Annotated in this window: 22 protein-coding genes; 14 read left to right on the top strand and 8 right to left on the bottom strand. The window is 54.4% G+C overall.

Going from position 1 to position 23,742, the window contains the following annotated elements; genetic code table 11:
* Positions 1 to 7 precede the first annotated feature (7 nt).
* Together proQ and ACX9GT_RS12045 are read right to left on the bottom strand one after the other, a co-directional pair.
* Positions 8 to 718, bottom strand: coding sequence for an RNA chaperone ProQ (gene proQ / locus ACX9GT_RS12050; RefSeq protein WP_473191275.1), 711 nt, complete (start codon positions 716 to 718; stop codon positions 8 to 10).
* A gap of 95 nt (positions 719 to 813) precedes the next feature.
* Entirely contained in the window at positions 814 to 1,311 is a 498-nt protein-coding gene (locus ACX9GT_RS12045; RefSeq protein WP_473191274.1) for a GAF domain-containing protein, read from the bottom strand.
* A 233-nt stretch (positions 1,312 to 1,544) separates the two neighbouring features.
* Here ACX9GT_RS12045 and yebS point away from each other — a divergent pair, with 233 nt between their 5' ends.
* From yebS to ACX9GT_RS12030, 3 genes are all read left to right on the top strand, one after another.
* On the top strand, positions 1,545 to 2,792 hold the full coding sequence (gene yebS, locus ACX9GT_RS12040) for a membrane integrity lipid transport subunit YebS (RefSeq protein WP_473191571.1): 1,248 nt from the start codon (positions 1,545 to 1,547) through the stop codon (positions 2,790 to 2,792).
* Positions 2,761 to 5,391, top strand: a complete 2,631-nt coding sequence (locus tag ACX9GT_RS12035; protein ID WP_473191273.1) for a PqiB family protein — start codon at positions 2,761 to 2,763, stop codon at positions 5,389 to 5,391. Before yebS ends, ACX9GT_RS12035 begins: the two co-directional genes overlap by 32 nt.
* 195 nt (positions 5,392 to 5,586) lie before the next feature.
* On the top strand, positions 5,587 to 5,835 hold the full coding sequence (locus ACX9GT_RS12030; RefSeq protein ID WP_473191570.1) for a DUF1480 family protein: 249 nt from the start codon (positions 5,587 to 5,589) through the stop codon (positions 5,833 to 5,835).
* A 71-nt stretch (positions 5,836 to 5,906) separates the two neighbouring features.
* Here ACX9GT_RS12030 and ACX9GT_RS12025 read toward each other — a convergent pair whose 3' ends face one another.
* Positions 5,907 to 6,293, bottom strand: coding sequence for an ASCH domain-containing protein (locus tag ACX9GT_RS12025; RefSeq protein WP_473191272.1), 387 nt, complete (start codon positions 6,291 to 6,293; stop codon positions 5,907 to 5,909).
* A 314-nt stretch (positions 6,294 to 6,607) separates the two neighbouring features.
* Here ACX9GT_RS12025 and yniD point away from each other — a divergent pair, with 314 nt between their 5' ends.
* Positions 6,608 to 6,715 carry a small membrane protein YniD gene (gene yniD / locus ACX9GT_RS12020; protein WP_473191271.1) on the top strand — a complete coding sequence of 36 codons (108 nt, stop codon included), beginning with the start codon at positions 6,608 to 6,610 and terminating at the stop codon, positions 6,713 to 6,715.
* Here the strand turns inward: yniD and ACX9GT_RS12015 are convergent.
* Positions 6,712 to 6,888 carry a hypothetical protein gene (locus ACX9GT_RS12015; protein ID WP_473191270.1) on the bottom strand — a complete coding sequence of 59 codons (177 nt, stop codon included), beginning with the start codon at positions 6,886 to 6,888 and terminating at the stop codon, positions 6,712 to 6,714. The genes yniD and ACX9GT_RS12015 overlap by 4 nt on opposite strands.
* Before the next feature lie 170 nt (positions 6,889 to 7,058).
* Between ACX9GT_RS12015 and ACX9GT_RS12010 the strand changes: the two genes are divergently transcribed.
* From ACX9GT_RS12010 to ACX9GT_RS11995, 4 genes are all read left to right on the top strand, one after another.
* Positions 7,059 to 7,268: a hypothetical protein gene (locus ACX9GT_RS12010; protein ID WP_473191269.1), complete on the top strand. Its 210-nt coding sequence runs from the start codon at positions 7,059 to 7,061 to the stop codon at positions 7,266 to 7,268.
* A 554-nt stretch (positions 7,269 to 7,822) separates the two neighbouring features.
* A complete protein-coding gene (gene pckA / locus ACX9GT_RS12005) occupies positions 7,823 to 9,439 on the top strand; it encodes a phosphoenolpyruvate carboxykinase (ATP) (protein ID WP_473191268.1) in 1,617 nt (538 codons plus the stop codon).
* Between the two features lie 255 nt (positions 9,440 to 9,694).
* A complete protein-coding gene (locus ACX9GT_RS12000; RefSeq protein WP_473191267.1) occupies positions 9,695 to 10,954 on the top strand; it encodes an oligosaccharide MFS transporter in 1,260 nt (419 codons plus the stop codon).
* On the top strand, positions 10,951 to 12,393 hold the full coding sequence (locus tag ACX9GT_RS11995) for a glycoside hydrolase family 32 protein (protein ID WP_473191266.1): 1,443 nt from the start codon (positions 10,951 to 10,953) through the stop codon (positions 12,391 to 12,393). The genes ACX9GT_RS12000 and ACX9GT_RS11995 overlap by 4 nt, the downstream gene beginning before the upstream one ends.
* A gap of 35 nt (positions 12,394 to 12,428) precedes the next feature.
* On the opposite strand, the gene ACX9GT_RS11990 is transcribed toward ACX9GT_RS11995, so the two are convergent.
* From ACX9GT_RS11990 to ACX9GT_RS11980, 3 genes are read right to left on the bottom strand one after another with little or no spacing between them, the layout of a single operon-like run.
* Positions 12,429 to 13,430: a LacI family DNA-binding transcriptional regulator gene (locus ACX9GT_RS11990; RefSeq protein WP_473191265.1), complete on the bottom strand. Its 1,002-nt coding sequence runs from the start codon at positions 13,428 to 13,430 to the stop codon at positions 12,429 to 12,431.
* Between the two features lie 57 nt (positions 13,431 to 13,487).
* On the bottom strand, positions 13,488 to 14,048 hold the full coding sequence (locus ACX9GT_RS11985; RefSeq protein ID WP_473191569.1) for a HutD/Ves family protein: 561 nt from the start codon (positions 14,046 to 14,048) through the stop codon (positions 13,488 to 13,490).
* On the bottom strand, positions 14,048 to 15,418 hold the full coding sequence (locus ACX9GT_RS11980) for a formimidoylglutamate deiminase (protein WP_473191264.1): 1,371 nt from the start codon (positions 15,416 to 15,418) through the stop codon (positions 14,048 to 14,050). The genes ACX9GT_RS11985 and ACX9GT_RS11980 overlap by 1 nt, the downstream gene beginning before the upstream one ends.
* Positions 15,419 to 15,612: 194 nt before the next feature.
* On the opposite strand from ACX9GT_RS11980, the gene hutC reads away from it, so the two are divergent.
* The 5 genes from hutC to ACX9GT_RS11955 all read left to right on the top strand — a co-directional run bounded on the left by hutC (position 15,613) and on the right by ACX9GT_RS11955 (position 20,923).
* Entirely contained in the window at positions 15,613 to 16,350 is a 738-nt protein-coding gene (gene hutC, locus ACX9GT_RS11975) for a histidine utilization repressor (protein WP_473191568.1), read from the top strand.
* A 136-nt stretch (positions 16,351 to 16,486) separates the two neighbouring features.
* Positions 16,487 to 17,707, top strand: a complete 1,221-nt coding sequence (gene hutI / locus ACX9GT_RS11970; protein ID WP_473191263.1) for an imidazolonepropionase — start codon at positions 16,487 to 16,489, stop codon at positions 17,705 to 17,707.
* The gene (gene hutG / locus ACX9GT_RS11965; protein ID WP_473191262.1) at positions 17,704 to 18,504 is read left to right on the top strand and encodes an N-formylglutamate deformylase; all 801 of its coding nucleotides are present in this window, start codon (positions 17,704 to 17,706) and stop codon (positions 18,502 to 18,504) included. The genes hutI and hutG overlap by 4 nt, the downstream gene beginning before the upstream one ends.
* Positions 18,505 to 18,807: 303 nt before the next feature.
* Entirely contained in the window at positions 18,808 to 20,343 is a 1,536-nt protein-coding gene (locus ACX9GT_RS11960) for a serine hydrolase domain-containing protein (protein ID WP_473191261.1), read from the top strand.
* A 412-nt stretch (positions 20,344 to 20,755) separates the two neighbouring features.
* Complete coding sequence (locus ACX9GT_RS11955) at positions 20,756 to 20,923, top strand: hypothetical protein (RefSeq protein ID WP_473191260.1); 168 nt, start codon at positions 20,756 to 20,758, stop codon at positions 20,921 to 20,923.
* Positions 20,924 to 20,993: 70 nt separating this feature from the next.
* Here ACX9GT_RS11955 and ACX9GT_RS11950 read toward each other — a convergent pair whose 3' ends face one another.
* Positions 20,994 to 21,869, bottom strand: coding sequence for a nucleoside-specific channel-forming protein Tsx (locus ACX9GT_RS11950; protein ID WP_473191259.1), 876 nt, complete (start codon positions 21,867 to 21,869; stop codon positions 20,994 to 20,996).
* A 461-nt stretch (positions 21,870 to 22,330) separates the two neighbouring features.
* Between ACX9GT_RS11950 and ACX9GT_RS11945 the strand changes: the two genes are divergently transcribed.
* Positions 22,331 to 23,704, top strand: coding sequence for an IS4 family transposase (locus tag ACX9GT_RS11945; RefSeq protein ID WP_473189182.1), 1,374 nt, complete (start codon positions 22,331 to 22,333; stop codon positions 23,702 to 23,704).
* Positions 23,705 to 23,742: the final 38 nt, after the last annotated feature.

The following is a 23,742-nucleotide window of genomic DNA, read 5'->3' as shown; positions in this document are numbered from 1 at the left end:
CTCCGTATCAGAACTGCAAGTGTTCTGCGCGCACAATCATCGCCAGACCGGAAGAGAGCTGCACACGTACGCCATCTTTAGCGATTTCGAGTACGGTAGCATCCATCGCACTCTTCCCTGCTCTGACTTTGATTTCTTGGCCAATTTGCAGTTTAGAGATATCGGTGACTGGCACATGACGCGGCTGGCTTTCCTCTTTAACTGCACGAGGTTCACGAGCTGGCTGCGGGCGAGTTTGTGGGCGCGGCTTGCGGTTCTCTGGCGCGGCACCGCCTTCACGACGTACCGCGGGCTTTTTGCCAGCAGGACGCGGACGACGAGGTTCAGCGGCAGCAGATTCACCGGCGGCTTCACGTTTTTTGGCGTTTTGCTCAGCACGCTGAGCCTGAACGCGCGCTTTGGCCTCTTCAAGCTGCTGGCGGGCATGATCAACATGCTGCTGCTCTAACTCACCGCACGGATTACCGTCAAGATCAACGCGCTGTGCGCCAACTTTAACGCCGTAAAGGTAACGCCAGCTTGAAGTATACAGGCGCAGGGCAGAACGCAACTGCGTTTTGCTGAGGTTTTCTTCCCCTTGCACACGTTCTACCAGATCCTGAAAAATACCGATTTTCAACGGGCGAGCTTCGCCCTCGGCGCTAAAGCAGAGCGGGAAACGCTCGGCAAGAAAAGCAATGACTTCTTTGACTGAGTTCAACTTGTGTTGATTTTCCATGAAATTTCCTGATTACAACGGGTTGCCAACAAGCCGCAGGCATGAACAGGCGTCATTATAATGACGCCATCGCTAAATGCCACGTTAACCGTAGATCAACTTGCTGCTACAGTGACGTATTTCGCACAATTGCCTTGTGCTAACTGCGCACAGAGCCCTGCCACCACGGCTTTCAGGCCAATTTCGTCCTGTTCATCGAAGCGTTGATAAACTGTGCTATCAATATCCAGAACGCCAATAACCTGACCGCTGACTTCCAGCGGCAGTACGATTTCGGCATTGCTGGCTGCGTCACAGGCAATATGCCCCGGAAACGCATGGACGTCACCGACACGTTGTACAGCGTTTTCTGCCACTGCCGTACCACATACGCCTTTCCCAACCGGAATACGCACGCAGGCGATCTTGCCCTGGAACGGGCCGAGCACCAGCTGATTGCCATCCATCAGGTAAAATCCCACCCAATTCACGTCCGCCAGACGTTCATTGAACAACGCACTGGCGTTGGCCAATGCGGCAATAAAATGGGTTTCCCCTTCCAGCAACGCACCCAGATCGCGTTTTAATTCCGCGTAGAATTGTTCTTTAGTCATTATTAACCGTTCACACTTTCAGAGAGCCGAAGCTTAATCCGTATAAAATAAGCATTAAATGCCCATAGCCACAAGGTTAATCATCTGTTGCTTCACAAAACCCTGCTTAACAGGGTATGTTTGCCACGTTAAAACCGTCTGAAACCTGCTTTGCTGCCCGCTTTTATGCCAGCCAGGTTTATTTTCCAGCTACGCTAGAGCCTATCTGCAAGTTTCCGAGCAACCTTGTCATGATGAAGATACATGCAATGACCGGCCCATTATCCAAAGCTCGCCCTCAGCGCTGCTGTGAATGCGATCTGTTATTCACTCTGCCGCCGCTGTGCAGAAACCAGGCTGCCTACTGCCCACGCTGCAATGCCAAAGCGATCCATGGCCGGGACTGGTCAATGACCCGCCTGACCGCCATGGCGATCGCCATGCTGTTACTGATGCCGTTCGCCTTTACCCAACCCTTGATCAGCATTCGTTTACTGGGCACTCGCATTGACGCCAGCCTGCTGGAAGGTATCTGGCAGATGAGCAGCCAGGGCGACCCGATCACCGCCAGTATGGTGGCCTTCTGCACCCTGGGTGCGCCGCTGACGCTCGCAATCTCATTACTGTACTTACGTTTCGGCCACGCGCTCGGCATGAACCTGCGCCCGGTGCTGCTGATGCTGGAGCGGCTGAAAGAGTGGATCATGCTGGATATTTACCTGATTGGCATGGCGGTTGCGGCTATCAAGGTCAAGGAATATGCCGACGTTCAGGCTGGCAGCGCGTTAATCGCCTATCTGTCGCTGACGCTGCTCAGTATTCTGACCCTGATCCACATGAACCTGGAGCAACTGTGGGATCGCTACTACCCGCAGGAACAGCCAGAAGGTAAACCAGAAACGCTGCATGTCTGCCTGTCGTGCCATTTCACCGGTTCCCCGGATGAACGGGAACGCTGCCCGCGCTGCCATATCCCGATGCGCCGCCGCCAACCCTACAGCTTACAGAAAACCTGGGCAGCGCTGATCGCCGCCATTATTTTGCTGATACCGGCCAATCTGCTGGCGATCTCGATCGTTTATGCCAACGGCGTGCGCATGGAAGACACCATTTTCTCTGGCGTCGTTTCACTGGCAACCTCCGGTAACCTGCCGATTGCCGCCATCGTATTTATTGCCAGCGTGTTGGTACCTTTTACCAAGGTGATCGTGCTGCTCACCCTGCTGTTCAGCATTCATTTAAAAACCTCGCACAGCCTGAAAACGCGGATCCGCCTGCTGCGGCTGGTTACTTGGGTCGGCCGCTGGTCGATGCTCGATCTGTTTGTGATTGCGTTAATGATGTCTCTGGTCAACCGTGACCAATTGTTATCTTTTACTATGGGACCGGCAGCCTTTTACTTTGGCGCTGCGGTTATTTTAACTATCCTTGCCGTACAGTGGCTGGACAGCCGATTGATTTGGGATGCACATGCAACAGGAAACGCCGAATACGCCGACTGAGGCGCGGGTCAAAAACAAGCGCCGTATTTCGCCATTCTGGTTAATGCCGTTTATCGCCCTGCTGATTGCCGGTTGGCTGGTATACAACAATTTTCAGGAACGCGGTAATACCGTCACCATTGATTTCCAGTCGGCGGCCGGTATCGTTGCTGGCCGCACGCCGGTGCGTTATCAGGGCGTCGATGTGGGCACGGTGCAAAGCATTTCGCTGAGTCAGGACCTACACAGTATCCTGGTGGAAGCCAGCATCAAAAGCGATCTGGAAGACTACCTGCGCGAAGGCACACAGTTCTGGCTGGTGACGCCCAAAGCCTCGCTGGCCGGGGTTTCCGGCCTGGATGCCCTGGTTGGCGGCAACTACATTGGTATGATGCCGGGCCGTGGCAAGCCGCAAACGCACTTCACCGCGCTGGATACCCAGCCGAAATATCGCCTGAATACCGGCGAACTGATGATCCACCTGCGGGCGGACGATCTCGGCTCACTGAACCCCGGTTCACTGGTTTATTACCGTAAAATCCCGGTGGGCAAAGTTTATGACTACACCATTTCTGCTGGCAACGAAGGCGTCATCATTGATGTGCTGATCGATCGCCGTTTCGCCAAGTTGGTCAAAGATAACAGCCGTTTCTGGAATGTTTCCGGCTTTAAGGGTGATTTCAGTCTGGCCGGAGCTTCGGTGCAGATGGAAAGCCTGGCCGCGTTGGTCAACGGTGCGATCGCCTTTGACTCACCGCTTGACGGCACCCAAGCCAAGGCCGATCAAAGCTACGCTTTATATCCGGATCTGGCCCGCAGCCAGCGCGGCGTGAATATCACGCTGGATCTGCCAAGCGGTAATAATCTGAGCGAAGGCCGCACGCCGCTGATGTATCAGGGATTGCAGGTCGGCACGCTCACCCGCTTGACGTTGCAGCAGGACAGCAAAGTCACCGGTGAATTAACTCTCGATCCTTCGGTGGTCGATTTGATGCGCAGCGGTACTCGGATTGAAATGCGCAGCCCGAAAATCAGCCTGAGCGACACCAAACTGAGCCAGTTGCTGATCGGCACAACGCTGGAACTGGTGCCGGGCGAAGGCGAGCCGCAGCAGCATTTCAGCGTGCTCGACAGCAATAAAACCCTGCTGCAACAGCCGGGCGTGCTGACGGTGACGCTGCATGCCCCACAGAGCTACGGCATTGATGTCGGCCAGCCGCTGATCGTACACGGCATCAAGATTGGCCAAATCCTTACCCGCGCCCTGACTGATAACGGCGTGACCTTTACCGCCGCCATCGATGCACAGTATCGCCGCCTGGTGCACCAAGACAGCAAGTTCGTGGTTAACAGCCGCGTGGATGTGAAATTCGGGCTGGATGGCGTGCAAGTGCTGGGTGCCAGCGCACAAGAGTGGTTCGACGGCGGCGTGCAACTCATCCCCGGCAGCAAAGGCGAACCGGCAGCGCAATATCCGCTGTACAGCAATAGCGAGAAAGCCGAGGCCGGGATCGTCGGCAACACCCCAACGCCGACGTTAACCCTGACGGCTGCCAGCCTGCCGGACGTACAGACCGGTTCCGTGGTGCTGTATCGCAAATTCCAGGTGGGCGAAATCGTTAACGTGCGGCCAAAAGCCAATGAGTTTGAGGTTGATGTTTATATCAGCCCGGAATACCGCAAATTGCTGACCAGCGAGAGTATTTTCTGGGCCGAAGGCGGTGCCAAAGTGCAGTTGAACGGCAGCGGTTTGACGGTGCAGGCTTCACCGCTGAACCGGGCGCTGAAAGGTGCGATCAGTTTCGACAATCTACCAGGCGTCACGCTGGATAAAGGTGCCAAACGCGTGCTCTACGGTTCCGAAACCACGGCGCGCGCCGTCGGCAGCCAGATTACCCTGCGTACCTATGATGCCAGCAAGCTGTCGCCCGGTATGCCGCTGCGCTATCTCGGTATCGACATCGGCCAGGTTGAGTCGCTGAAGCTGGCACCCGAGCGCAACGAAGTGCTGGTAAAAGCGGTGCTGTATCCTGAATACGTGCAAACCTTCGCCCGCCTCGGCAGCCGTTTTGCCATCGTTTCACCGGAGATCTCCGCCGCCGGGGTGAATAACCTCGACACCCTGCTGCAACCTTATATCAACGTTGAGCCGGGTAACGGCCGCGCATTGCGCATTTTCGAACTGCAAGAAGCCAGTATCACCGATTCCCGCTATCTCGACGGCCTGAACGTGATCCTGGATGCAGCGGAAACCGGCTCACTGCAAGTTGGCACGCCGGTCTTGTTCCGAGGGATTGAAGTGGGTACGGTCACTGGCTTCTCTCTGGGAACGATGTCCGACCGGGTGCTTGTTTCGTTGCGGATCAGCAAAAAATTCCAGCATCTGGTGCGCAACAACAGCGTATTCTGGCTTGCCTCTGGCTATAACCTGCAATTTGGTCTGACCGGTGGCGTGATTAAAAGCGGCACTTTCCAGCAGTTTATCCGCGGAGGGATTGCTTTTGCTACGCCGCCAAGCATTCCGTTGGCACCACAGGCGACAACAAATAAACACTTCCTGCTCGACGCGGAAGAACCTAAAGAGTGGCGTAATTGGGGCACGGCGATCCCCAAAGATTAAATGCAACAGGCAGAGCGCACCGTGCTGGTGGTGATTGCGGTAGGCTCCAATCAGGGCCGCCTCAGTTTTGCGGTGGAATACCAGACGGCGGCCAGCTTGAAGTTTTCTGTGGCTTTTTTTGCTCCGTTGGCTATGCTCATACAGGCGACCTCAACTGGTCTTACCTCCCACCACCTGCATGAGCAAGGAGTTCCAATGGGCAAAACCGTTGTAAAGATAGGCAGTTTCGAGGTCGATGACGCACATTTAACGTCTGCGTCTGAACATGCCGAAGGGAAAACCACTCTCGTCATTCCCTGCAAATCAGATCCCGATCTGTGTATGCAACTGGACGGCTGGGATGAACATACCAGCATCCCTGCCATGCTTGATGGTAAGCAGTCCTTATTGTACAAACAGCATTACGATCGGCAGGCCGATGCCTGGGTCATGCGGCTGGAATAACCCTACAAAGCAAAAAACGCGCGGTGTTCCCATTGGGCACCGCGCGTTTTTTTATGCGATATCGATACCGCTTAAAACTTTTCGATCACCTTAAAGTGCATCAGCACCAGCGTCATATCCGGTGAGAACAGTTCGTACTCTTCAAAAAAGCGTTTATGCTCTTTGCGCCAATAAGCCAGCGAACGATCGCCCTCACCTTCGGCCATCGCATGAGCTTCACTCACTTGATCATAAGTGCTCATCTCCACGGTGGTCAGTTCGATCGCACAAACCGGTTCATTCTTACCATCGACCACCACAAAAACGTCACCGGGTTGTGGGATACCCTCACCATCCAGACTGGAACAGGTGGCCGTTTTAACACCGTCCAAAACCCGCTTGGCCAAATCATCCGCCTGCTGTGCAGTATCACCAAACGCCCAACGTTCTATCTCTTCATATTTTGCCGCAAATGCCATAGCTGTACCTTTATCGATTAAGTCACTGATGCCCACAGGATAGTACACTTGCGCCTGCCGTATTGCACCGGGCCGCCCGGCATTCCAAGCCCTTTTTACGCGATTTGGGGTAAAACCCTGTGCGTAGCACGCAGCAGCAGGCATACTGTGGGCCAAAATCTACCCAATAGTCGCTAGGCAAACCAATGAAGAAGGCAGAGAAAGACCCCGATGACACCTTTAGTGATTTGCTGAAGATCGTGGCTTTTACCGCTATTGCGATCGTCGGCCTGGGCATTGGGTATCTCTGCCTCTAAAAGGATGAGGAAGCGAAATTGCCAACCAAACGTATGCGTGCCAAACATTGGAAAATGTTTGTGATTCTGGTGTTGATCTGTCTGGCGTTGTTGCTGTTACGCTGGGCGGCTATCGCCTTCGGTTAATCACACTCCCTGCTGCCAGCTTCAGTTGCCCGCTTTGCCGTTGGCTCCAGCAATTCCCGCAAGTAAGCGATACGCGCCTCGCCCTGCGGCAACCAAAGACGGCACCAGCGGTTCTGTACTTCTGCCCGTTGGCTGAGCCGATAATATTCTGCCAGTTGTTCGATCAGTTTCATTGATTCGCCCTCCCGTTGTTTGACGCCACCAGTATTGAATACAAAAACCAGAAGAAACACTGACGGATTATTTTTTATTCTTCCTGTTTTATTTTTTGTTCATCCTCACGGGTGGCGAACCCGGCAGGCAACTGCTACATTGACCAAAAATCACCCAGCCGAGGTTAGCGATGAGGTTCTCGGAGCAGGAGATAAAGCCCGTATGGGATGAAGTTGCCCGGTTGATTGGCGACAGCGTGATGCAGTTGCGCCATCGCGGCGAGGTTTTATCAGTAGAAACGCTGGCCAAACATCTGACACAACAGCTGGCAGCCAGCCATGACGTTGAACGCCGGATCCTGATCGGTGCAGCGATCAACATGCTGAAAGATGGTAAGTGAATCGCCAACCTGATGGCTGGCGATTCTAAGAAAGCCCGAGGTATGCAAGCTCGGCCTCTCTCAGGGCGATACTCTCACACGCAATCCGTCGACATTAATAGGATTTATCGGGAAATTACGGTTATTGGCATAATTTATGCCATGTAAAAGCGTTTTGTAATGACAATACACTTTTATAGTTTACTCAGTTTATTATTTACCCGATGAAAAAATGAACGCCAGCAAGTAATGAATTGAAATCATTCTTTTAACTCAAGAATATGCTGAAACACCGTTTTAATAAAAATACCCAGTAAAATTATAGTAATACAATTTAATATATTGCCATATTAATTCGATATCCCCCTTTGCTTTCATATTTTCTTAATTAACTCTCGTCAATGTCTGGTTATTAAAATCATCAGGCGGACAGGCGATGTTATGCTATAGTAGCCGCTTGGTTAATAAATAGAGCCGGAACGGTAAAAGCTGAATCCGGTCAGCAGGAATCGCCCCCCGTTTTAGCACGCGACACCGTACAAAACGGGCAGAACATAGCCAATAAGGAAGTAGATATGTCTTCAACTGTTACCCCACAAACTCTCACTCGTTACGGTATTCATCAAGCTAGCGAGATCGTTTATAACCCTAGCTATGAACAGCTGTTTGCCGAGGAAACCCGCACCGATTTGCCCACATTGGAACGCGGTACGCTGACCCAGTTAGGCGCGGTCAACGTCGATACCGGCGAGTTCACCGGCCGTTCGCCAAAAGACAAATACATCGTGCGTGACGACACTACGCGCGATACCGTCTGGTGGTCCGACAATGGTACCGGTAAAAACGATAATCAGCCGCTTTCGCCAGAGGTTTGGCAACATCTGAAAACCCTGGTTGGCAATCAGCTTTCCAATAAGCGCCTGTTTGTCGTGGACGCATTTTGCGGTGCCAACGCCGATACCCGGCTGAAAGTCCGTTTTATTACCGAAGTGGCCTGGCAGGCGCATTTCGTCAAGAATATGTTTATCCGCCCTACCGAGCAGGAACTGCAAGGTTTTGAACCCGACTTTGTGGTGATGAACGGCGCTAAATGCACCAATCCCGATTGGCAGCAACAGGGTATGCATTCAGAAAACTTTGTCGCCTTCAATCTGACCGAACGTATACAGTTGATCGGCGGCACTTGGTACGGCGGCGAAATGAAGAAAGGGTTGTTCTCTATTATGAACTACCTGCTGCCGCTGAAAGGCATCGCTTCCATGCACTGTTCAGCTAACGTGGGTGAGAAAGGCGATGTGGCGATTTTCTTCGGCCTGTCTGGCACCGGCAAAACCACGCTTTCCACCGATCCGAAACGCCAACTGATTGGCGACGACGAACACGGCTGGGATGACGATGGGGTATTCAACTTCGAAGGAGGTTGCTACGCCAAAACCATCAAACTTTCAGCCCAGGCCGAGCCAGAGATTTATCAGGCGATCCGCCGTGATGCGCTGTTGGAAAACGTTCAGGTGCTGGCGGATGGCAGCATCGATTTTGACGATGCCAGCAAGACCGAGAATACCCGCGTTTCCTACCCGATTTACCATATCGAAAACATCGTCAAACCGGTTTCCAAAGCCGGGCACGCCAAGAAAATCATTTTCCTGACGGCGGATGCCTTTGGCGTATTGCCGCCGGTTTCACGCCTGACGGCAGAACAGACCCAATACCATTTCCTCTCTGGCTTCACCGCCAAACTGGCCGGTACTGAGCGCGGCATCACCACGCCTACCCCAACCTTCTCAGCCTGCTTCGGTGCCGCGTTTTTGGCATTGCACCCAACGCAATATGCTTCGGTGCTGGTGAAGCGCATGGAAGCGGCCGGGGCGCAGGCTTATCTGGTAAATACCGGCTGGAACGGCAGCGGCAAGCGTATTTCGATTAAAGATACCCGCGGTATTATCGATGCCATTCTGAGTGGCAAGATCGAACAGGCGGAAACCTTTACGCTGCCGATCTTTGATCTGGCCGTACCATTGGCATTACCTGGCGTGGACCCGTCGATCCTCGATCCGCGTAAAACCTATGCCGATGAATCGCTGTGGCAGGAAAAAGCACAGGATCTGGCACAACGTTTTATCGATAACTTCAGCAAATATACCGTGACAGAAGCGGGTAAAAAGCTGGTGAATGCCGGGCCAAAACTGTAATTTCCCCTAAAGAGTGCACTCTTTTACGGATGCTTAAATATCGGGGCTCTGCATGCTAAGCCCCTTTTTATTTCAAAACCGATAGCCCCAGATAATCCCTTCCTATCGTTGCTGCTTCACTCGTGATGCAGCTCACAAAGCATAAATGTTAACGTTACCTTTTGTGATTAACATCGCAATCAGGCATGGTAGTGGCTTTATCCAGCCAAAAGTTAACGTTAACAATAATGCACTCTCATCCATCAGGGCTTTCACATGAACCGCGAAACCAAAAAATATTATGTGCTCTTAAGCGGCCTGCTGTTCTTTTTCTTCTTCACCTGGTCATCCAGTTTTTCCCTGATTTCCCTCTGGCTAAATCAGAAGATTGGTTTAAAAGGCGCTGAAACCGGCCTGATCTTCTCAGCCATCTCGCTAGTCGCCCTGTGCGCCCAGCCGCTGTACGGTTTTATTCAGGACAAACTCGGGCTGCGCAAACATCTGCTGCAATTTCTCGGCGTAATGTTGCTGCTCACCGGGCCGTTCTTTATCTACGTTTATGCACCGCTGCTAAAAGCCAACTTACTGCTTGGCGCACTGGTAGGTGGCATGTTTATCGGAGCCACCTTTTTCGCTGGGATCGGCGCGCTGGAGTCTTACACCGAACGCGTCAGCCGCATTATCGGCTTTGAGTTTGGCCGCGCCCGCATGTGGGGCTCGCTCGGCTGGGCCTGTGCCACCTTCTTTGCCGGGTTTATCTTTAACATCAACCCCAACATCAACTTCTGGCTGGCCTCCGCCTCTGCCGTGATATTTCTGCTGTTACTGAGCCAGATACGTGAGCTAAAAACCAATGCCATGGCGGGCCTGGAGTTCGGTAAGCCGGAGAACCTGAAGCTACAGGATGCGCTGGCCCTGCTGCGCCTGCCGAGCTTTTGGGCGTTGGTGGTATTTGTGCTCGGCATCAGCGTTTACAACGTGTTTGACCAGCAGTTCTCCGTGTACTTTGCCTCGCAGTTCCCCACCTCGCAGCAAGGCAATGAAATGTACGGCTTCCTCAACTCCCTGCAAGTGTTTCTGGAAGCTGGCGGCATGTTCCTAGCCCCGTTGCTGGTGAACCGCATAGGTGCCAAGCAAGGGTTACTGCTGGCCGGTAGCCTGATGGCGTTGCGCATGTTTGGCTCCGGCTTGGCAAGCGGTGCGCTGATGATTTCCATCATGAAACTGTTGCACGCCGTTGAGTTGCCCATCCTGCTGATTGCCATTTTCAAATATATCGCCACCCGCTTCGACAGCCGCCTGTCTTCCACGCTGTATCTGGTGGGCTTCCAGTTCGTAACCCAGGTGATGGCCAGCTTCCTGTCGCCGCTGGCTGGCTACGGCTACGACCACATCGGCTTTGCCCCCACCTACCTGCTGATGGGCTCTGCCGTCGCCTGTACCACACTCATTTCCTGCTTCCTGCTGCGCGCTGAGCAGGCAAACCAAGCACCTCAATTTCAACCTGTAATTAAATCAAGCGAGTCGATGCAATGAAAAAAACCTTAGCTCAAGCCGCTCACACAATTGAGACTCTGCGCGCACAGCGCCGGGACGATTACTACCCACGCTTCCACCTGGCCGCACAGGCTGGCTGGATCAACGATCCCAACGGACTGATCTGCATTAACGGGGTTTATCACGCGTTTTATCAACACCACCCTTACGATGCAAACTGGGGGCCGATGCACTGGGCACACGCCACCAGCAGCGATCTGGTGCACTGGCAGCATCAGCCTATCGCGCTGGCTCCGGGCGATGACTACGATCGGGACGGCTGTTTCTCCGGCTGCGCGGTTGATGATCATGGCGTACTGACGCTGATTTATACCGGCCACGTCTGGCTGGGCAAAACCGGCGACGACGACCAGGTGCGCGAAGTGCAGTGCCTAGCCACCAGCCACGACGGCGTGAACTTTGTTAAACAGGGGCCAGTGTTGGTTCCGCCGGCAGGTATTCAGCACTTCCGCGATCCCAAAGTGTGGCGCGAAGCGGGCAGTTGGTGGATGGTGATCGGTGCTAAAGAGAACAACCTCGGCCAGGCCCGGTTATATCGATCTTCCGACCTGCGTGACTGGCAGTTCGAACGCGTTATCGCCCAGGCGCAAAATGCGGCCCAGGGCTATATGTGGGAATGCCCGGACTTCTTCCCGCTGGGTGAACGGCAGGTATTGCTGTTCTCGCCGCAGGGGTTGGTTGCGCAAGGTTACCGCAACCGTAACCGTTTCCAGAGTGGTTACCTGCTAGGCAACTGGCAGCCGGGGCAGGATTTTACCGTCACCCAGCCTTTCTGTGAGCTGGATGCCGGGCATGATTTCTATGCGCCGCAGACCTTCACCGCCGCCGATGGCCGCCGTATGCTGTTTGCCTGGATGGATATGTGGGAATCCGCCATGCCCAGCAAAGCGCATGGTTGGGCCGGGGCATTGACCTTGCCGCGCGAACTGACGCTGGATGCTCAGGGTAAAGTGCTGATGAACCCAGCCCGCGAACTGGCCGCATTGCGCACTGAACCTCAACGTTTAGGTGCTCTACAGTGCCACAACCAGCAACAGTTGTTGGGTAGCAACCTGCATGAACTGCTGCTGATTGTGGATATCAACGCCAGCGAGGCAGAACGCTATGGCATGGCCGTGGGCAAAGCCGCGCGCGTGTATGTTGATAATCAGGCCCGCCGCCTGGTTCTAGAGCGCTTTAGCCCTGAACTGGGCCTGTGCGGTTGCCGCAGCGTGCCGTTGCCGGAAGGCGATACGCTGACATTGCGGATTTTTGTTGATCGTTCTTCACTGGAAGTGTTTGTCAATCAGGGAGAAGCCTGCCTGACCAGCCGTATTTACCCTACGGATGGCGATCGTCATCTCAATCTGTTTGCCGAGGCGGGCAGCGCGCAGTTTGTTGATGTGCAAGCATGGGAGCTGGCCACTATCTGGCGGTAAAGCCTCACCTGCTCCCGCCGCGCAGGAGCAGGTTGTTACAGCGAATCGCGCAGCAGCAACGGGCAGGCAATCCGCACCGTTTCCTTATGCGTAAGCTGATTAATCAAATGCAGCGCCGCCTGACGCCCCAATTCATAATGCGGTAATTGCACAGTGGTTAACGGCGGTTGGAACAGCTCGCCAATCCCCACCATATTGTCATAACCCAATACCGCCACCTGCTCAGGGATTTTCCAACCCTGCGCCAGTAAGGTTTGATAGACCATGAACGCCACACGATCGTTACCACACACCACCGCATCACAATCCTGCACGCCTGGGGAGAAATGCCTGGCTAAAATCGTGACAACGTCACGATAATGTTTATCCCCACCACTGAGATCCAAGTGATATTGACGCAGTTGGCCCACATCGCCACCGGCTTCGCGCCAGGCGCGCTCTAAGCCACGCCGCCGCAGCCCGGCTGCCAAGGCGCTTTCCGGCAGTTGAATGCACAATGGCGCACGATAGCCGCGAGCGATCAACGCCCGCATCGCATCGTACTGGCCTTGTTCATCATCGGGAATATAGCTGGCGACCGAACTTTCTGGGCTGATGCAGTTGGCCAATACCAGTTGCTGATCCAGCAACTTGGCCGGAATGGTGACTTGACGCAGCCCCATAGTGGTAAAGATCACGCCGTCTGGCCGGTGCGCCAGCAGCAAATCGACCATCTGTTCGGCATTATCGTCGGCAAACAGGTTGACCACAAAACTGTTCCAACCCTGTTCACGGGCGGTTTTTTCAATCGAGAGGATCATGTCAACTGAGAACGGTGTCGTCGCCGTATCGAGCGCCAGCACGCCAAGGGTTTTCACCCGGCTGCTGTCGCCACGAATACGCCGTGCCGCAAGATCCGGCACGTATTCCAGTTGATCAATGGCCTGTTTTACGCGCTGGTAGGTATCCGGCCGAAGTTTGCCGGGCTCGTTGATGGCGCGGGATACCGTCATCAACGACACACCAGCGAGTTTAGCAACATCTTTCAGCGAGGCCATGTGCCCTTCTCTGTCTGGGATAGAAGGTCTGATAATCCCATAACTTAGCCACAGACTCTAGCGGGCAGTGATATCCGCCCACAGCGCGATCGCCCCTTCTCGTGGCGAAAATCGCAGCGATCGCTGTTGCTGTTGCCACCAGCAGCCCTGACGTTGGCTCAATGGGCTGCCATCCTCCAGTTGCCACTCGCCCTGCAACACATACAGCACGCCAGCATGTGAGGCCGGGACGAGCACTTCAGCCGTGATGCGCTGGACATTGGCACTACAGCGCCCGCGCCGCGTCATGATGTTAAAATCCTGGCTGCTGCCGCCGAGCAAAAATGCCTCCAGCGCCACATCGCCGGGAAAGGCAAACGGCTCTCCCAACTGCTGCAAGCGATGGTCGATCTGGCCCGCGCTGTACAGATGTACGCCATCGCCTTCCAGCAGGGTGATTGAGCGATCGATACCGTTAAAGGCCGAGAACGGGCCATCTTGTGCGATCGTGGCAATGCTGGCGCGCCAGTCAAAATCGGCATTGCCCGGTGGCTGGCTGGTGATCTCACGGGTTTCACCACCGCCGTTGCGCCATGGGCTGACCGGCAGGCTGGCAAAATCGAAACGGTTCAGGTTCATCATGCCTCCTGTTGGAAGGTTTTCAGCACGTGCAGAAACTCGGCGCTGCTCTGCTGTTGCAGCGCATGGCGCCCCTGCTCAATCACCTGACGGCCCGCCACAAATACGTCGCGGATCTGCTCTTTGCCCCCGGCGAACAGCCAGCGGTTGAGGATGGATTCATCCGGTGCCGCAGCCAGGTAGGGATCGTCACCGTCCAGCACCAGCCAATCCGCACGGTAACCCACCGCCAGTTGGCCGATCGCCGTACCACAGGCCTGCGCCCCGCCCTGTAACGCCTGCTGGTAGAGCACATCGGCCACCGCGGGCTGTTCTGGCGTGGTCAGGCGATTGCGGCGCTGATCGCGCAGCCGCTGGCCATATTCAAACCAGCGCAACTCTTCCACCACGTTCAATGAAACATGGCTATCGGAACCAATGCCCCAGCGCCCTTGATGATGCAGATAGCTGTCGCCGGGGAAGATGCCGTCACCCAAGTTGGCTTCGGTGGTTAAACACAGCCCGGCGACCGCTTTACTGCGCGCCAGTTGTTCCAGTTCCTCACGATCCAGATGGGTGGCATGCACCAAACACCAGCGGCTTTCCACCGGCAGGTGATCATACAGCCAGGCCACCGGGCGTTGACCGCTCCATGCCAGGCAGTCGTTAACCTCTTTTTGCTGCTCCGCAATATGAATATGCACCGGCAAGGCCGAATCGGAGGCGGCCAACACTTGCTGCATCTGGCTAAGCTCCACCGCCCGCAGCGAATGGAAGCACAACCCATGATTCTGTAACGGTTGCCCAGCCAGTTGGCGAGTAATGGTCTGCTGCTGTGCCAGATAGCTCTCCACATCCTGAATGAAGCGCTTTTGCCCCGCTTGCGCTGGCTGAGCGCCAAAACCGGCATAGCTGTAGAGCACCGGCAACAACGTCATGCCAATCCCCGCCTGCTGCGCAGCCTGGCTGAGGCGGCCGGTCATTTCGCCACGATCGGCATAAGGTTTACCGTCTGGGGCATGGTGTAAATAATGAAACTCTGCCACCTGGGTATAGCCGCCCTTGAGCATTTCGATATACAGTTGACGGGCAATCACCTCAACCTGCTCTGGGGTTAAGCGCTGCACCAGCCGATACATCAGATCGCGCCAAGTCCAGAAACTGTCTTGCGGATTGCCTGCCACCTCTGCCAAGCCAGCCATCGCGCGCTGGAAAGCATGGGAATGCAGGTTTGGCATGCCCGGCACCACATCACCGTGCAAGCGCAGACAATCGGTAGATTCGGCATTCGGAGTAACCTGGGTCAGTTGGCCGTGCACATCGACATCGAGCCGCACGTTGTGAGCCCAACCGGACGGGAGCAGTGCGCGAGAAGCAAAATAAGCAGGCATAGCAGTATTCCAAAGTAGGTGTAACAGCTAAGAAAGCGCGGCAGGCGCATAGGTTAAAATTTTGTGAACCAATTTCACTCATCGGGTGAATTGGCCCTACTTGTATATACATATACATATGCCAACATCAACAGTAAACTGATGTTATTATTTTTTTATTTGACGAGGTTAACGTCGTGGTAGATCAACAGATCATGCTGCAACTGGCTGCCGCAATGAGCGATACGCCCGCCCCGATTTATCAACGGGTCAAACAGGCGATAGTGAGCCAAATCCGCGCGGGCCACTGGCAACCACACCAGCGCGTGCCCTCTGAAAGCGAACTGGTGGCCGAGCTTGGCGTCAGCCGCATGACCATCAACCGCGCCCTGCGCGAACTGACCAGCGAAGGCTTTCTGATCCGCATGCAGGGGGTTGGCACTTTTGTCGCCGAAGCCAAAGCGCACACTGCCCTGCTGGAAGTGCATAATATTGCCGACGAGATTGCCGCACGCGGCCACCGCCATAGCAGCAAAATCCTGGAGCTTAAAGCCCGGCCGGCAAGCGACGAAGAGGCAGCAGCGCTCGGCATTCAACCTGGGCAACCCCTGTTTTATTCGCAGATCGTCCATTACGAAAATGACATCCCGGTGCAGATAGAAGATCGCTGCGTTAATCCGCTGATCGCGCCGGATTATATGCAGCAGGATTTCGATCGGGTCACGCCCTATATTTATCTGACGCAGGCAGCGCCGTTGACCGCGGGTGAACACATCGTAGAAGCCGTCATACCCACGCAACACGAGCGTGAACTGTTGCAGTTGGAGGCTCATGAGCCGGGCCTGTTGATCCACCGCCGTACCTGGTCAGATAAAACGGTGGTGACCTCCGCCCGTTTGCTGTATCCGGGCAGCCGCTACCAGCTGTTTGGCCGCTTTACCAATCAGGTCTGAATCCCGCCGGGGCAAACTCCGCCCCGAGCTTCATCACATTCTCATAACAAATTTTTATCCTCTCTCTTGTAGCATCCCGATGAATGCGTTAGCTTGGCTTTAATTGTATATACAACCATGTGGGAGTGGGAACACCATGACGTCTGAGATCCACTGTGACAGCCTGTGGCACGGTGCCGATATTGTCACCATGCGCGACGGCAAATATCACATTATCAGCAATGGCGCGATCGCCGTGCGCGACGGCAAGATTGTCTGGATGGGCGAAGAGGCCACCATGCCGGTGCTGGCGGCGGCTAAAACGGTGCGTTTCGACGGCGGGATCATTACCCCCGGCCTGATCGACTGCCACACGCATCTGGTCTTTGGCGGCAACCGCAGCGCTGAATTCGAACAGCGTTTAAATGGCGTCAGCTATGCCGAGATCGCCGCACAAGGCGGTGGCATTATCTCCACGGTAAAAGCCACGCGCGACGCTGAAGAAGCACAGTTATTAGAGCAGGCCCTGTTTCGCCTGCGGCCACTGCTGGCAGAGGGCGTCACCTGTGTAGAGATCAAGTCCGGCTATGGTTTAACGCCGCACAGCGAGCTGAAAATGCTGCGCGTTGCGCGCCAGCTAGGCGAGTTGTTACCAGTTGAAGTGAAAACCACCTGCCTGGCGGCACACGCGCTGCCGCCGGAATACGCTGGGCGGGCCGACGATTATATCGATCTGGTCTGCCATACCATCATCCCAGAAGCGGCAGCGGCAGGTTTGGCGGATGCGGTGGACGCCTTCTGCGAGCATCTGGCGTTTTCTCCGGCACAGGTCGAGCGGGTGTTTAACGCCGCAGAACAGGCTGGCCTGCCGGTCAAACTGCACGCCGAGCAGCTTTCCGCTCTCGGTGGCAGTGCGCTGGCGGCACGCCATCACGCCCTTTCTGCCGATCATCTTGAATACGCCACCGCAGAAGACGCCGCTGCGATGGCCGCCTCTGGCACCGTGGCAGTGCTGCTGCCGGGAGCTTACTATATGCTGCGTGAAACCCAATGCCCGCCGGTCGAGCTGTTCCGCAAACACGGCGTGGCGATGGCGATCGCCAGCGATGCCAACCCCGGCACTTCGCCAGCGCTGTCGCTACGCTTGATGATCAACATGGCCTGTACGCTGTTCCGCCTGACGCCGGAAGAAGCGCTGGCCGGCGTGACGCTGCATGCCGCCAAAGCGCTGGGCTTGCAGGCCAGCCATGGCTCACTGGAGACCGGCAAGGTGGCAGACTTTGTTCACTGGCCGCTGGCACGTCCGGCGGAACTGGCTTACTGGTTGGGCGGCCAACTGCCCTGCACGGTGATTTTCCGAGGAGAAGTACGTCAATGATTCGCGATCCCTTTGAGTTCCACAGCGGTAACCTGCCGCTGTTGATCAGCATTCCCCATGCCGGTACTCGGCTGACTCCGGCGGTTGAACGCGGCTTGAGCGATGATGCGCGGCCACTGCCGGACACCGATTGGCATATTCCACAGCTGTATGATTTTGCCCGTAAGATGGGTGCCAGTATGCTGGTCGGTAACTATTCACGCTTTGTGATCGATCTTAACCGCCCCGCAGACGATAAACCGCTTTACACCACCGCCACCACCGGTCTGTTCCCTGACGTGCTGTTCGATGGCCGCCCGAGTTTTCTGCCGGACCTGGCCCCGAGCGATGAAGAACGTGCGGGCTACTTGCAGAACGTTTGGCAACCCTATCACCAGCAATTGCAGAACGAGCTGGCACGGCTGAAAGCCCAGCACGGCTATGCACTGCTGTTTGATGCGCACTCCATTGCTTCGGTGATACCGCGGCTGTTTGATGGCAAGCTGCCGGATCTCAATCTAGGCACCAACAGCGGAACCAGTTGTGCCAGTGCCATGAGCGATCGGCTGATCGCCTGTTGTGAACAGCAGCAGCAATTCACCCACGTGCTCAACGGGCGCTTCAAGGGCGGTTACATCACCCGCGCTTATGGCCAGCCGCAGGAAAACCAACATGCGGTGCAACTGGAGCTGGCGCAGGTCAATTACATGTCAGAACAGTATCCATTTGCGTTTGACGCACCGCGCGCCGCGCCGTTACAGCACCTGCTGCAACAGATGATTGAAGGCATGCTGGCCTGGGGCGACCAACAGGCTTAACCTTCCAGCTTCGGCGTGCCTGATGCGCCGAAGCTTGCACTCATTTCCCCCGCGAGTTTCACCTATTATCAGCAGCCTGATCTTTTTTCCGAATCTGTTGTTATCACTGCAATTTGTGTACTGCATCGCAATTTTGATGGAAAGATAACCAACGGATCTGCACAGCGCACAAAACAGCGGCCTGCACGTTTTACCGTGCGCGACAATCTGGCGAAAACCCGGCCATGCTTCAGCCCAGACTCAAGCCGCTGCATCCAGATACCTGAAGCCGAACGGGAACAACCATCAGCTCTGGAGGCAACTATGTTTGATACCCCGCTAAACTGGCACGCTGCGCAGGCCATGGCCGTCGGGTTGTTGGCCAACTGGCAAACGGCGGGCGAGCCCGGTGGGGCAATTACCCTGTTTGACAGCACCAAAACCCAGGCAGTGGCCTGTGCAGGATTGGCCGATCTGGCCCGCAATGAACCCTTTACCGCCGACAGCGTGGTGCGCTATGCCTCTCTCACTAAACATATTTTTGCCGCACTGGCGCTCAATGCAACCGATAACGCCATTCGCCTTAACGATCGCTTAGGTGGCCTGCTGCCTGAACTGGGTAAACAACTGGCAAATGTGACCGTCGGCCAGGCGCTGGATATGACCAGTGGCCTGCCGGACGTGCGCGAAACACTGGGCCTGCTTGGGATCTCCGTCAATACCGTCAGTGATGCACAGCCGGTGCTGGAATTTATCCGCAGCCTAGGGCGACTCAACTACCCGGCGGGCAGTGAAGTCGCTTACACCAACACCGGTTACCGCCTGGTGGAAGCGGCGTTAAACGCCAAGGGATATGACTTCAACGCTTTGGTACAGCAGCATCTGGCGCGCCCGCTTGACGTTCAGCTACAGGCACCAGAAAGCTGGTTCGATGTGGTGCCAGGATTGGTACCCGGCTATTGGCGCGCAACACAAGGTTGGCAACAAACCAGCAGTGGGCTGCATCTTTCGGCTTCCGGTAGCCTGACCGGCAGTGCCAACGCCCTCACCCGCTGGCTGCAATCTCTGCTGGCAGACCGCGGCCCCGGTAAAGGTGTACTAGCGCAGCTTGGCGCACCACGCAAGCTCCACCACGGCCCAACCAGCCGCTATGGGCTCGGGCTGGCACAAACGCCCCTTGGCCGCCATACCCTGTTCGGCCACGGGGGATCCCTCACCGGTTATAAAAGCTATTTCCTGTTGGCCCCTGAACGGCAAGCCGGTGCCTTGTTGGTGGCCAACCGCGAAGACTGCGACAGTTTTAGTATGATTTTGCAGGTCATGGCCGCGCTGTTAAGTGAAGCCTTGCCCGAACGCAGTACGGCAATCCCTGATGGGATCTACGCCACCATCGCCGAGCCTTACTGGCTGGAAGTGAAAGACGGTAACGTCGCCTATCTGGGGACCAGCGAACCGCTTTATCAAAGCGCCGACGGCTATGCCATGTCGCTTTCTGCCCATCTACCGATGCGCCTGAAATGGACCGGGAAAGCGGTCGAGGGGGAAGTTGGCCATCTGGAACACAGTTTCTTACCGGTGACGACCGAGTTCGGCTGCCTGAAGCAGGTGCAGGGCATCTGGTATCACCCGCAATACCGCACCGCTTTCGAGATCCGCGGCAATAAAATCCACATTGGTGTTGGCCCCGCCGCACAAATTGGTACTCTGAGTTCTCTCGGTAACGGGCGGATGCTGGTTGAAAGCCAAGACGGACCATGGCTCAAACGTTTTTGCCTCTATTTTCGCGGCTACAGTGTGGATCTGATCGCCAATCGCAGCCGAGTCTTAACGTTCAAACGCGACATGACCGTGCACGCTTAACGTTGTCTCAGGATCCGCTATCGGCCAAGCGGACAACACATCATATTCACCGTGGTTATTCATGCCAAAATGCTGAAAATTTATTCATGCGGAAAACTATTCATAAAAACCGAATAAAATCAGCCTATTTTTCTTGCGGAAAAATAGGCCATCCAGTACTTTGTGTGGGTCACAAAAAAGAGTTAGCTTGCTCTTTTTCGTTGCGCCTCAAAATACTATTTTATGTCATCAGAAAGTGATGATACTTATTATTTCCCGCCTTTCCGTGCGGGATTTCTTTTTGTAGGTTACTGTTATTTTTCGTGCTCTTTCTTGAGCTTTTGTTAGCGATAAACTAAATTTCAGTACTCACAAACCTTAACCTCCCGCGGTGGCCAGGCTGGCAACGAGTGGGCGTTCAGGAGTTACAGCTATGCAAATGACCCTTATGGAATACATCACGCAATACTTCAATGGCGATCTCTATCGCTATGCCCGGTATGAAGGTGTGAGCCGTGAGCAAATTCTCAAATGGATAAATAACGAATGTTATGTCATCAAAGGGAAATTGGTCATGCCGGTTAAACATTTGCCCGGTTGAGTCAACATTGTAACGGAGACAAAAAAACCCCGTTTGAACGGGGTTTTTTGCTATTAGATACCACGGAAAATCAGAAATTATAACCGACAACCGCGTAGTAACCCCAACCGGTAGACTTGATCGGGCCTTGCGGTGTACCGATATCAACCCCATCCTGCCATTGACCACCGTTATGGAAGTAACGGGCAACAAACGAGTAATGCCAGTGATCGTAGTTCAGCGCCAACACATGGCTGGAAGCAATGGAATTGCTGGTGCGAGCCTGGCGGCCATTAACGGTGAAATCGTTCTTACCCAGATCGGAACCAAAATCAAAGTTAGTGAAACCAATATAGTTCAGGTTGCCGCCCCACATCTGAGTCAACGGCACAAAGTATTTCACTTTGAAACGGTAGCCATCCCAACTGTCTTCATTCGCCGCACCGTAGTTCTGCCACTGATATTTGGCGTAAATGTTCATCGACAGGCTGATTGGCAAACCCGTGTCGATGTCAGTCCCTAGCCCCATATACCAAGTGCTCTGGCGCGATGCGTTGTTGCGACCCATGTCGTAGATATAGTTGTTGGCGAAATACCACTCTTTAAATGGCCCAAAGCTCAGATCGGCACCGGTCAGTTTGTCGATCGAGAAACGCGGTTCGATCTCCATAAACAGCGGTGAGCCGTTATCCCAAATACCCCGGTTTGGCGTATTGCCCGTACCAAAGAATTTCGGCACATCCACGTAGCCATAAAAATCCAGCCAGTCTTTCTTGGTGTAGGCTTCGTATTCCAGATACACGTCATTGTTCAGTTGTGGCCCGAAGCGGGTGTGGTAGCTACCTACCACATTGACACTCTGGTGCCACCAATCTGAAACGAACTGGCTATCTTTGCTATCCGCCATTGATGATGTGCTGTAAGACGCAGTGAGAAGCACACCTGCTGCGAGAGCGATTTTTTTCATTTTATTACCACATGCTTAAAGGGCCATTGGCGGCCCGTTAGAAAGATGACGATGAGTCTGGTGTAACGAACGGTTAATCCGACGCGCGCATTATAGAAACCTGCGGGTGCAAGAATCTGTGATCCAGTGGGATATTTTACGCAAAAGTAACCGATTGCGTTCTCATTTTATGAATTATTTTTCATTTGAATTCATATTCAATGTGATAGCCATCATAAATAAGGGCTTTTAGAACAAAATTTGTGCCGTTTATCTACGGCCAACAAGATTAATCGGACTCAGGATAATGGCGTAAAAAAGCCGACTATGGGTGTTAATGCTGATCAGTTAAGGCTAACCAGTTCCCTCTCCCTTGGGGCTGTCTCTTATACACAACTCCCCGACATACTCGTCGGGGGTTTTTGAACTTTTTTCCTATCTGTTGATCTGTCTTGATATTCTCCCTTCCTTCGGTTTTTAGTATGGTGCTTTCTGATTGTGATTCATGGGCTCAAGACACTTTCGGTCTTGCTCAACTCGGCGACAAACGCAGGACTCATCGCCTGGTGAAACTCACTGCTTCACTGGCTCAACACACAGGACTTTCTATTGTGAAATCATCACATTCCCCTGCCGAAGTCGAAGGCGCATACCGCCTCATGCGTAACCCCAATGTCTCGCCGGAAGCCGTCGCTGATGCGGGTTTCATCGCAACGGCAAGCGCCGCCAAAGAGCACCCACTTCTCCTTGCATTAGAGGACACGACTTCCATCAACTTCAGTCATCCCACGGCTTTTGACGAACTCGGCAATACAACGACCAGCCCTAAAATACGGGGGCTACTGGCGCATTCTGTCTTGCTTTACTCACCCAAAACGGCACAAGTGGTGGGCCTTATCGACCAGCAGCGCTGGAGTCGTGACATCGCTGAATACGGTAAGAAACACCAGCGAAAACAACACGCTTACGAAGAAAAAGAAAGTTACAAATGGCAGCAGGCGTCTGAACTCATGGCGCAGCGGCTCGGCGATACGCAACAGCAAGTTATCTCGGTCTGTGACCGGGAAGCCGATATCTGGCATTACCTCGACTATAAAATCAGCCAGGGCCAGCGCTTCGTCGTCCGGGCGGCACAAAATCGCCGGCTTGAAGACAGCAGTGATAAACTCTTCGAGTTGCCTGCCACACTCACACAAACAGGCAGCCATTGGCTGAATGTCGTTCAAAAAGGAGGGCGCGCAGCCCGTCAGGCACAGATGTTCGTCAGTTACTGTCCTGTTGAAATAAAACATCCAAACCAGCCCGGAGCCTCCGTACCGTTGACGTATATCTGCTGCCGTGAAGAAGAGCCGGAAGGGGCCTGCTGGCATCTGTTAACCTCAGAAAAAGTGGGCTCGGCAGCAGAAGCGCGCGTCATCATCAGCTACTACGAACGTCGCTGGTTAATAGAGGAATATCACAAAGCGTGGAAAAGTGGTGGGACGCAGGTTGAGGCGTCTCGCATGCAAAGCCGGGCCAATCTGGAACGTATGGTGGTCATTCTTGCCTTTATTGCGGTTCGGGTGTTGGCGTTGCGTCAGGGCGGGCTGAGCGAAGAGACGTTGAATGCGTCCTGTGAACGCGTCTTAAGCCCAATAGAATGGAAACTGCTGTGGGTAAAACAGGAAGGAAAAGCGTTACCGAAGCAAGCGCCGACGCTGAAATGGGCGTATCTGAATCTGGCAAAACTGGGGCACTGGTATGACAGCAAACGAACGGGCCGTGCGGGCTGGGTAGTGATGTGGGAAGGCTGGTTCAAGCTTCAGGATATCGTTGAAGGGTATAATCTCGCGAAGTCTCTTGATCAGGAGATCTGATCAAGAGACAGCCCTTGGGGAGAGGGTTAGGGTGAGGG

It is taken from the genome of Serratia sp. YWN4, assembly GCF_055790845.1.
This window is presented reverse-complemented; position numbering and strand designations above follow the sequence as displayed.

What these genes read in the sequence shown, in the direction of transcription:
- proQ (WP_473191275.1), bottom strand. Translation starts at nt 718, where the DNA reads ATGGAAAATCAACACAAGTTGAACTCAGTCAAAGAAGTCATTGCTTTT.
- ACX9GT_RS12045 (WP_473191274.1), bottom strand. Translation starts at nt 1,311, where the DNA reads ATGACTAAAGAACAATTCTACGCGGAATTAAAACGCGATCTGGGTGCG.
- yebS (WP_473191571.1), top strand. Translation starts at nt 1,545, where the DNA reads ATGAAGATACATGCAATGACCGGCCCATTATCCAAAGCTCGCCCTCAG.
- ACX9GT_RS12035 (WP_473191273.1), top strand. Translation starts at nt 2,761, where the DNA reads ATGCAACAGGAAACGCCGAATACGCCGACTGAGGCGCGGGTCAAAAAC.
- ACX9GT_RS12030 (WP_473191570.1), top strand. Translation starts at nt 5,587, where the DNA reads ATGGGCAAAACCGTTGTAAAGATAGGCAGTTTCGAGGTCGATGACGCA.
- ACX9GT_RS12025 (WP_473191272.1), bottom strand. Translation starts at nt 6,293, where the DNA reads ATGGCATTTGCGGCAAAATATGAAGAGATAGAACGTTGGGCGTTTGGT.
- ACX9GT_RS12015 (WP_473191270.1), bottom strand. Translation starts at nt 6,888, where the DNA reads ATGAAACTGATCGAACAACTGGCAGAATATTATCGGCTCAGCCAACGG.
- ACX9GT_RS12010 (WP_473191269.1), top strand. Translation starts at nt 7,059, where the DNA reads ATGAGGTTCTCGGAGCAGGAGATAAAGCCCGTATGGGATGAAGTTGCC.
- pckA (WP_473191268.1), top strand. Translation starts at nt 7,823, where the DNA reads ATGTCTTCAACTGTTACCCCACAAACTCTCACTCGTTACGGTATTCAT.
- ACX9GT_RS12000 (WP_473191267.1), top strand. Translation starts at nt 9,695, where the DNA reads ATGAACCGCGAAACCAAAAAATATTATGTGCTCTTAAGCGGCCTGCTG.
- ACX9GT_RS11995 (WP_473191266.1), top strand. Translation starts at nt 10,951, where the DNA reads ATGAAAAAAACCTTAGCTCAAGCCGCTCACACAATTGAGACTCTGCGC.
- ACX9GT_RS11990 (WP_473191265.1), bottom strand. Translation starts at nt 13,430, where the DNA reads ATGGCCTCGCTGAAAGATGTTGCTAAACTCGCTGGTGTGTCGTTGATG.
- ACX9GT_RS11985 (WP_473191569.1), bottom strand. Translation starts at nt 14,048, where the DNA reads ATGAACCTGAACCGTTTCGATTTTGCCAGCCTGCCGGTCAGCCCATGG.
- ACX9GT_RS11980 (WP_473191264.1), bottom strand. Translation starts at nt 15,418, where the DNA reads ATGCCTGCTTATTTTGCTTCTCGCGCACTGCTCCCGTCCGGTTGGGCT.
- hutC (WP_473191568.1), top strand. Translation starts at nt 15,613, where the DNA reads ATGCTGCAACTGGCTGCCGCAATGAGCGATACGCCCGCCCCGATTTAT.
- hutI (WP_473191263.1), top strand. Translation starts at nt 16,487, where the DNA reads ATGACGTCTGAGATCCACTGTGACAGCCTGTGGCACGGTGCCGATATT.
- hutG (WP_473191262.1), top strand. Translation starts at nt 17,704, where the DNA reads ATGATTCGCGATCCCTTTGAGTTCCACAGCGGTAACCTGCCGCTGTTG.
- ACX9GT_RS11960 (WP_473191261.1), top strand. Translation starts at nt 18,808, where the DNA reads ATGTTTGATACCCCGCTAAACTGGCACGCTGCGCAGGCCATGGCCGTC.
- ACX9GT_RS11955 (WP_473191260.1), top strand. Translation starts at nt 20,756, where the DNA reads ATGCAAATGACCCTTATGGAATACATCACGCAATACTTCAATGGCGAT.
- ACX9GT_RS11950 (WP_473191259.1), bottom strand. Translation starts at nt 21,869, where the DNA reads ATGAAAAAAATCGCTCTCGCAGCAGGTGTGCTTCTCACTGCGTCTTAC.
- ACX9GT_RS11945 (WP_473189182.1), top strand. Translation starts at nt 22,331, where the DNA reads ATGGTGCTTTCTGATTGTGATTCATGGGCTCAAGACACTTTCGGTCTT.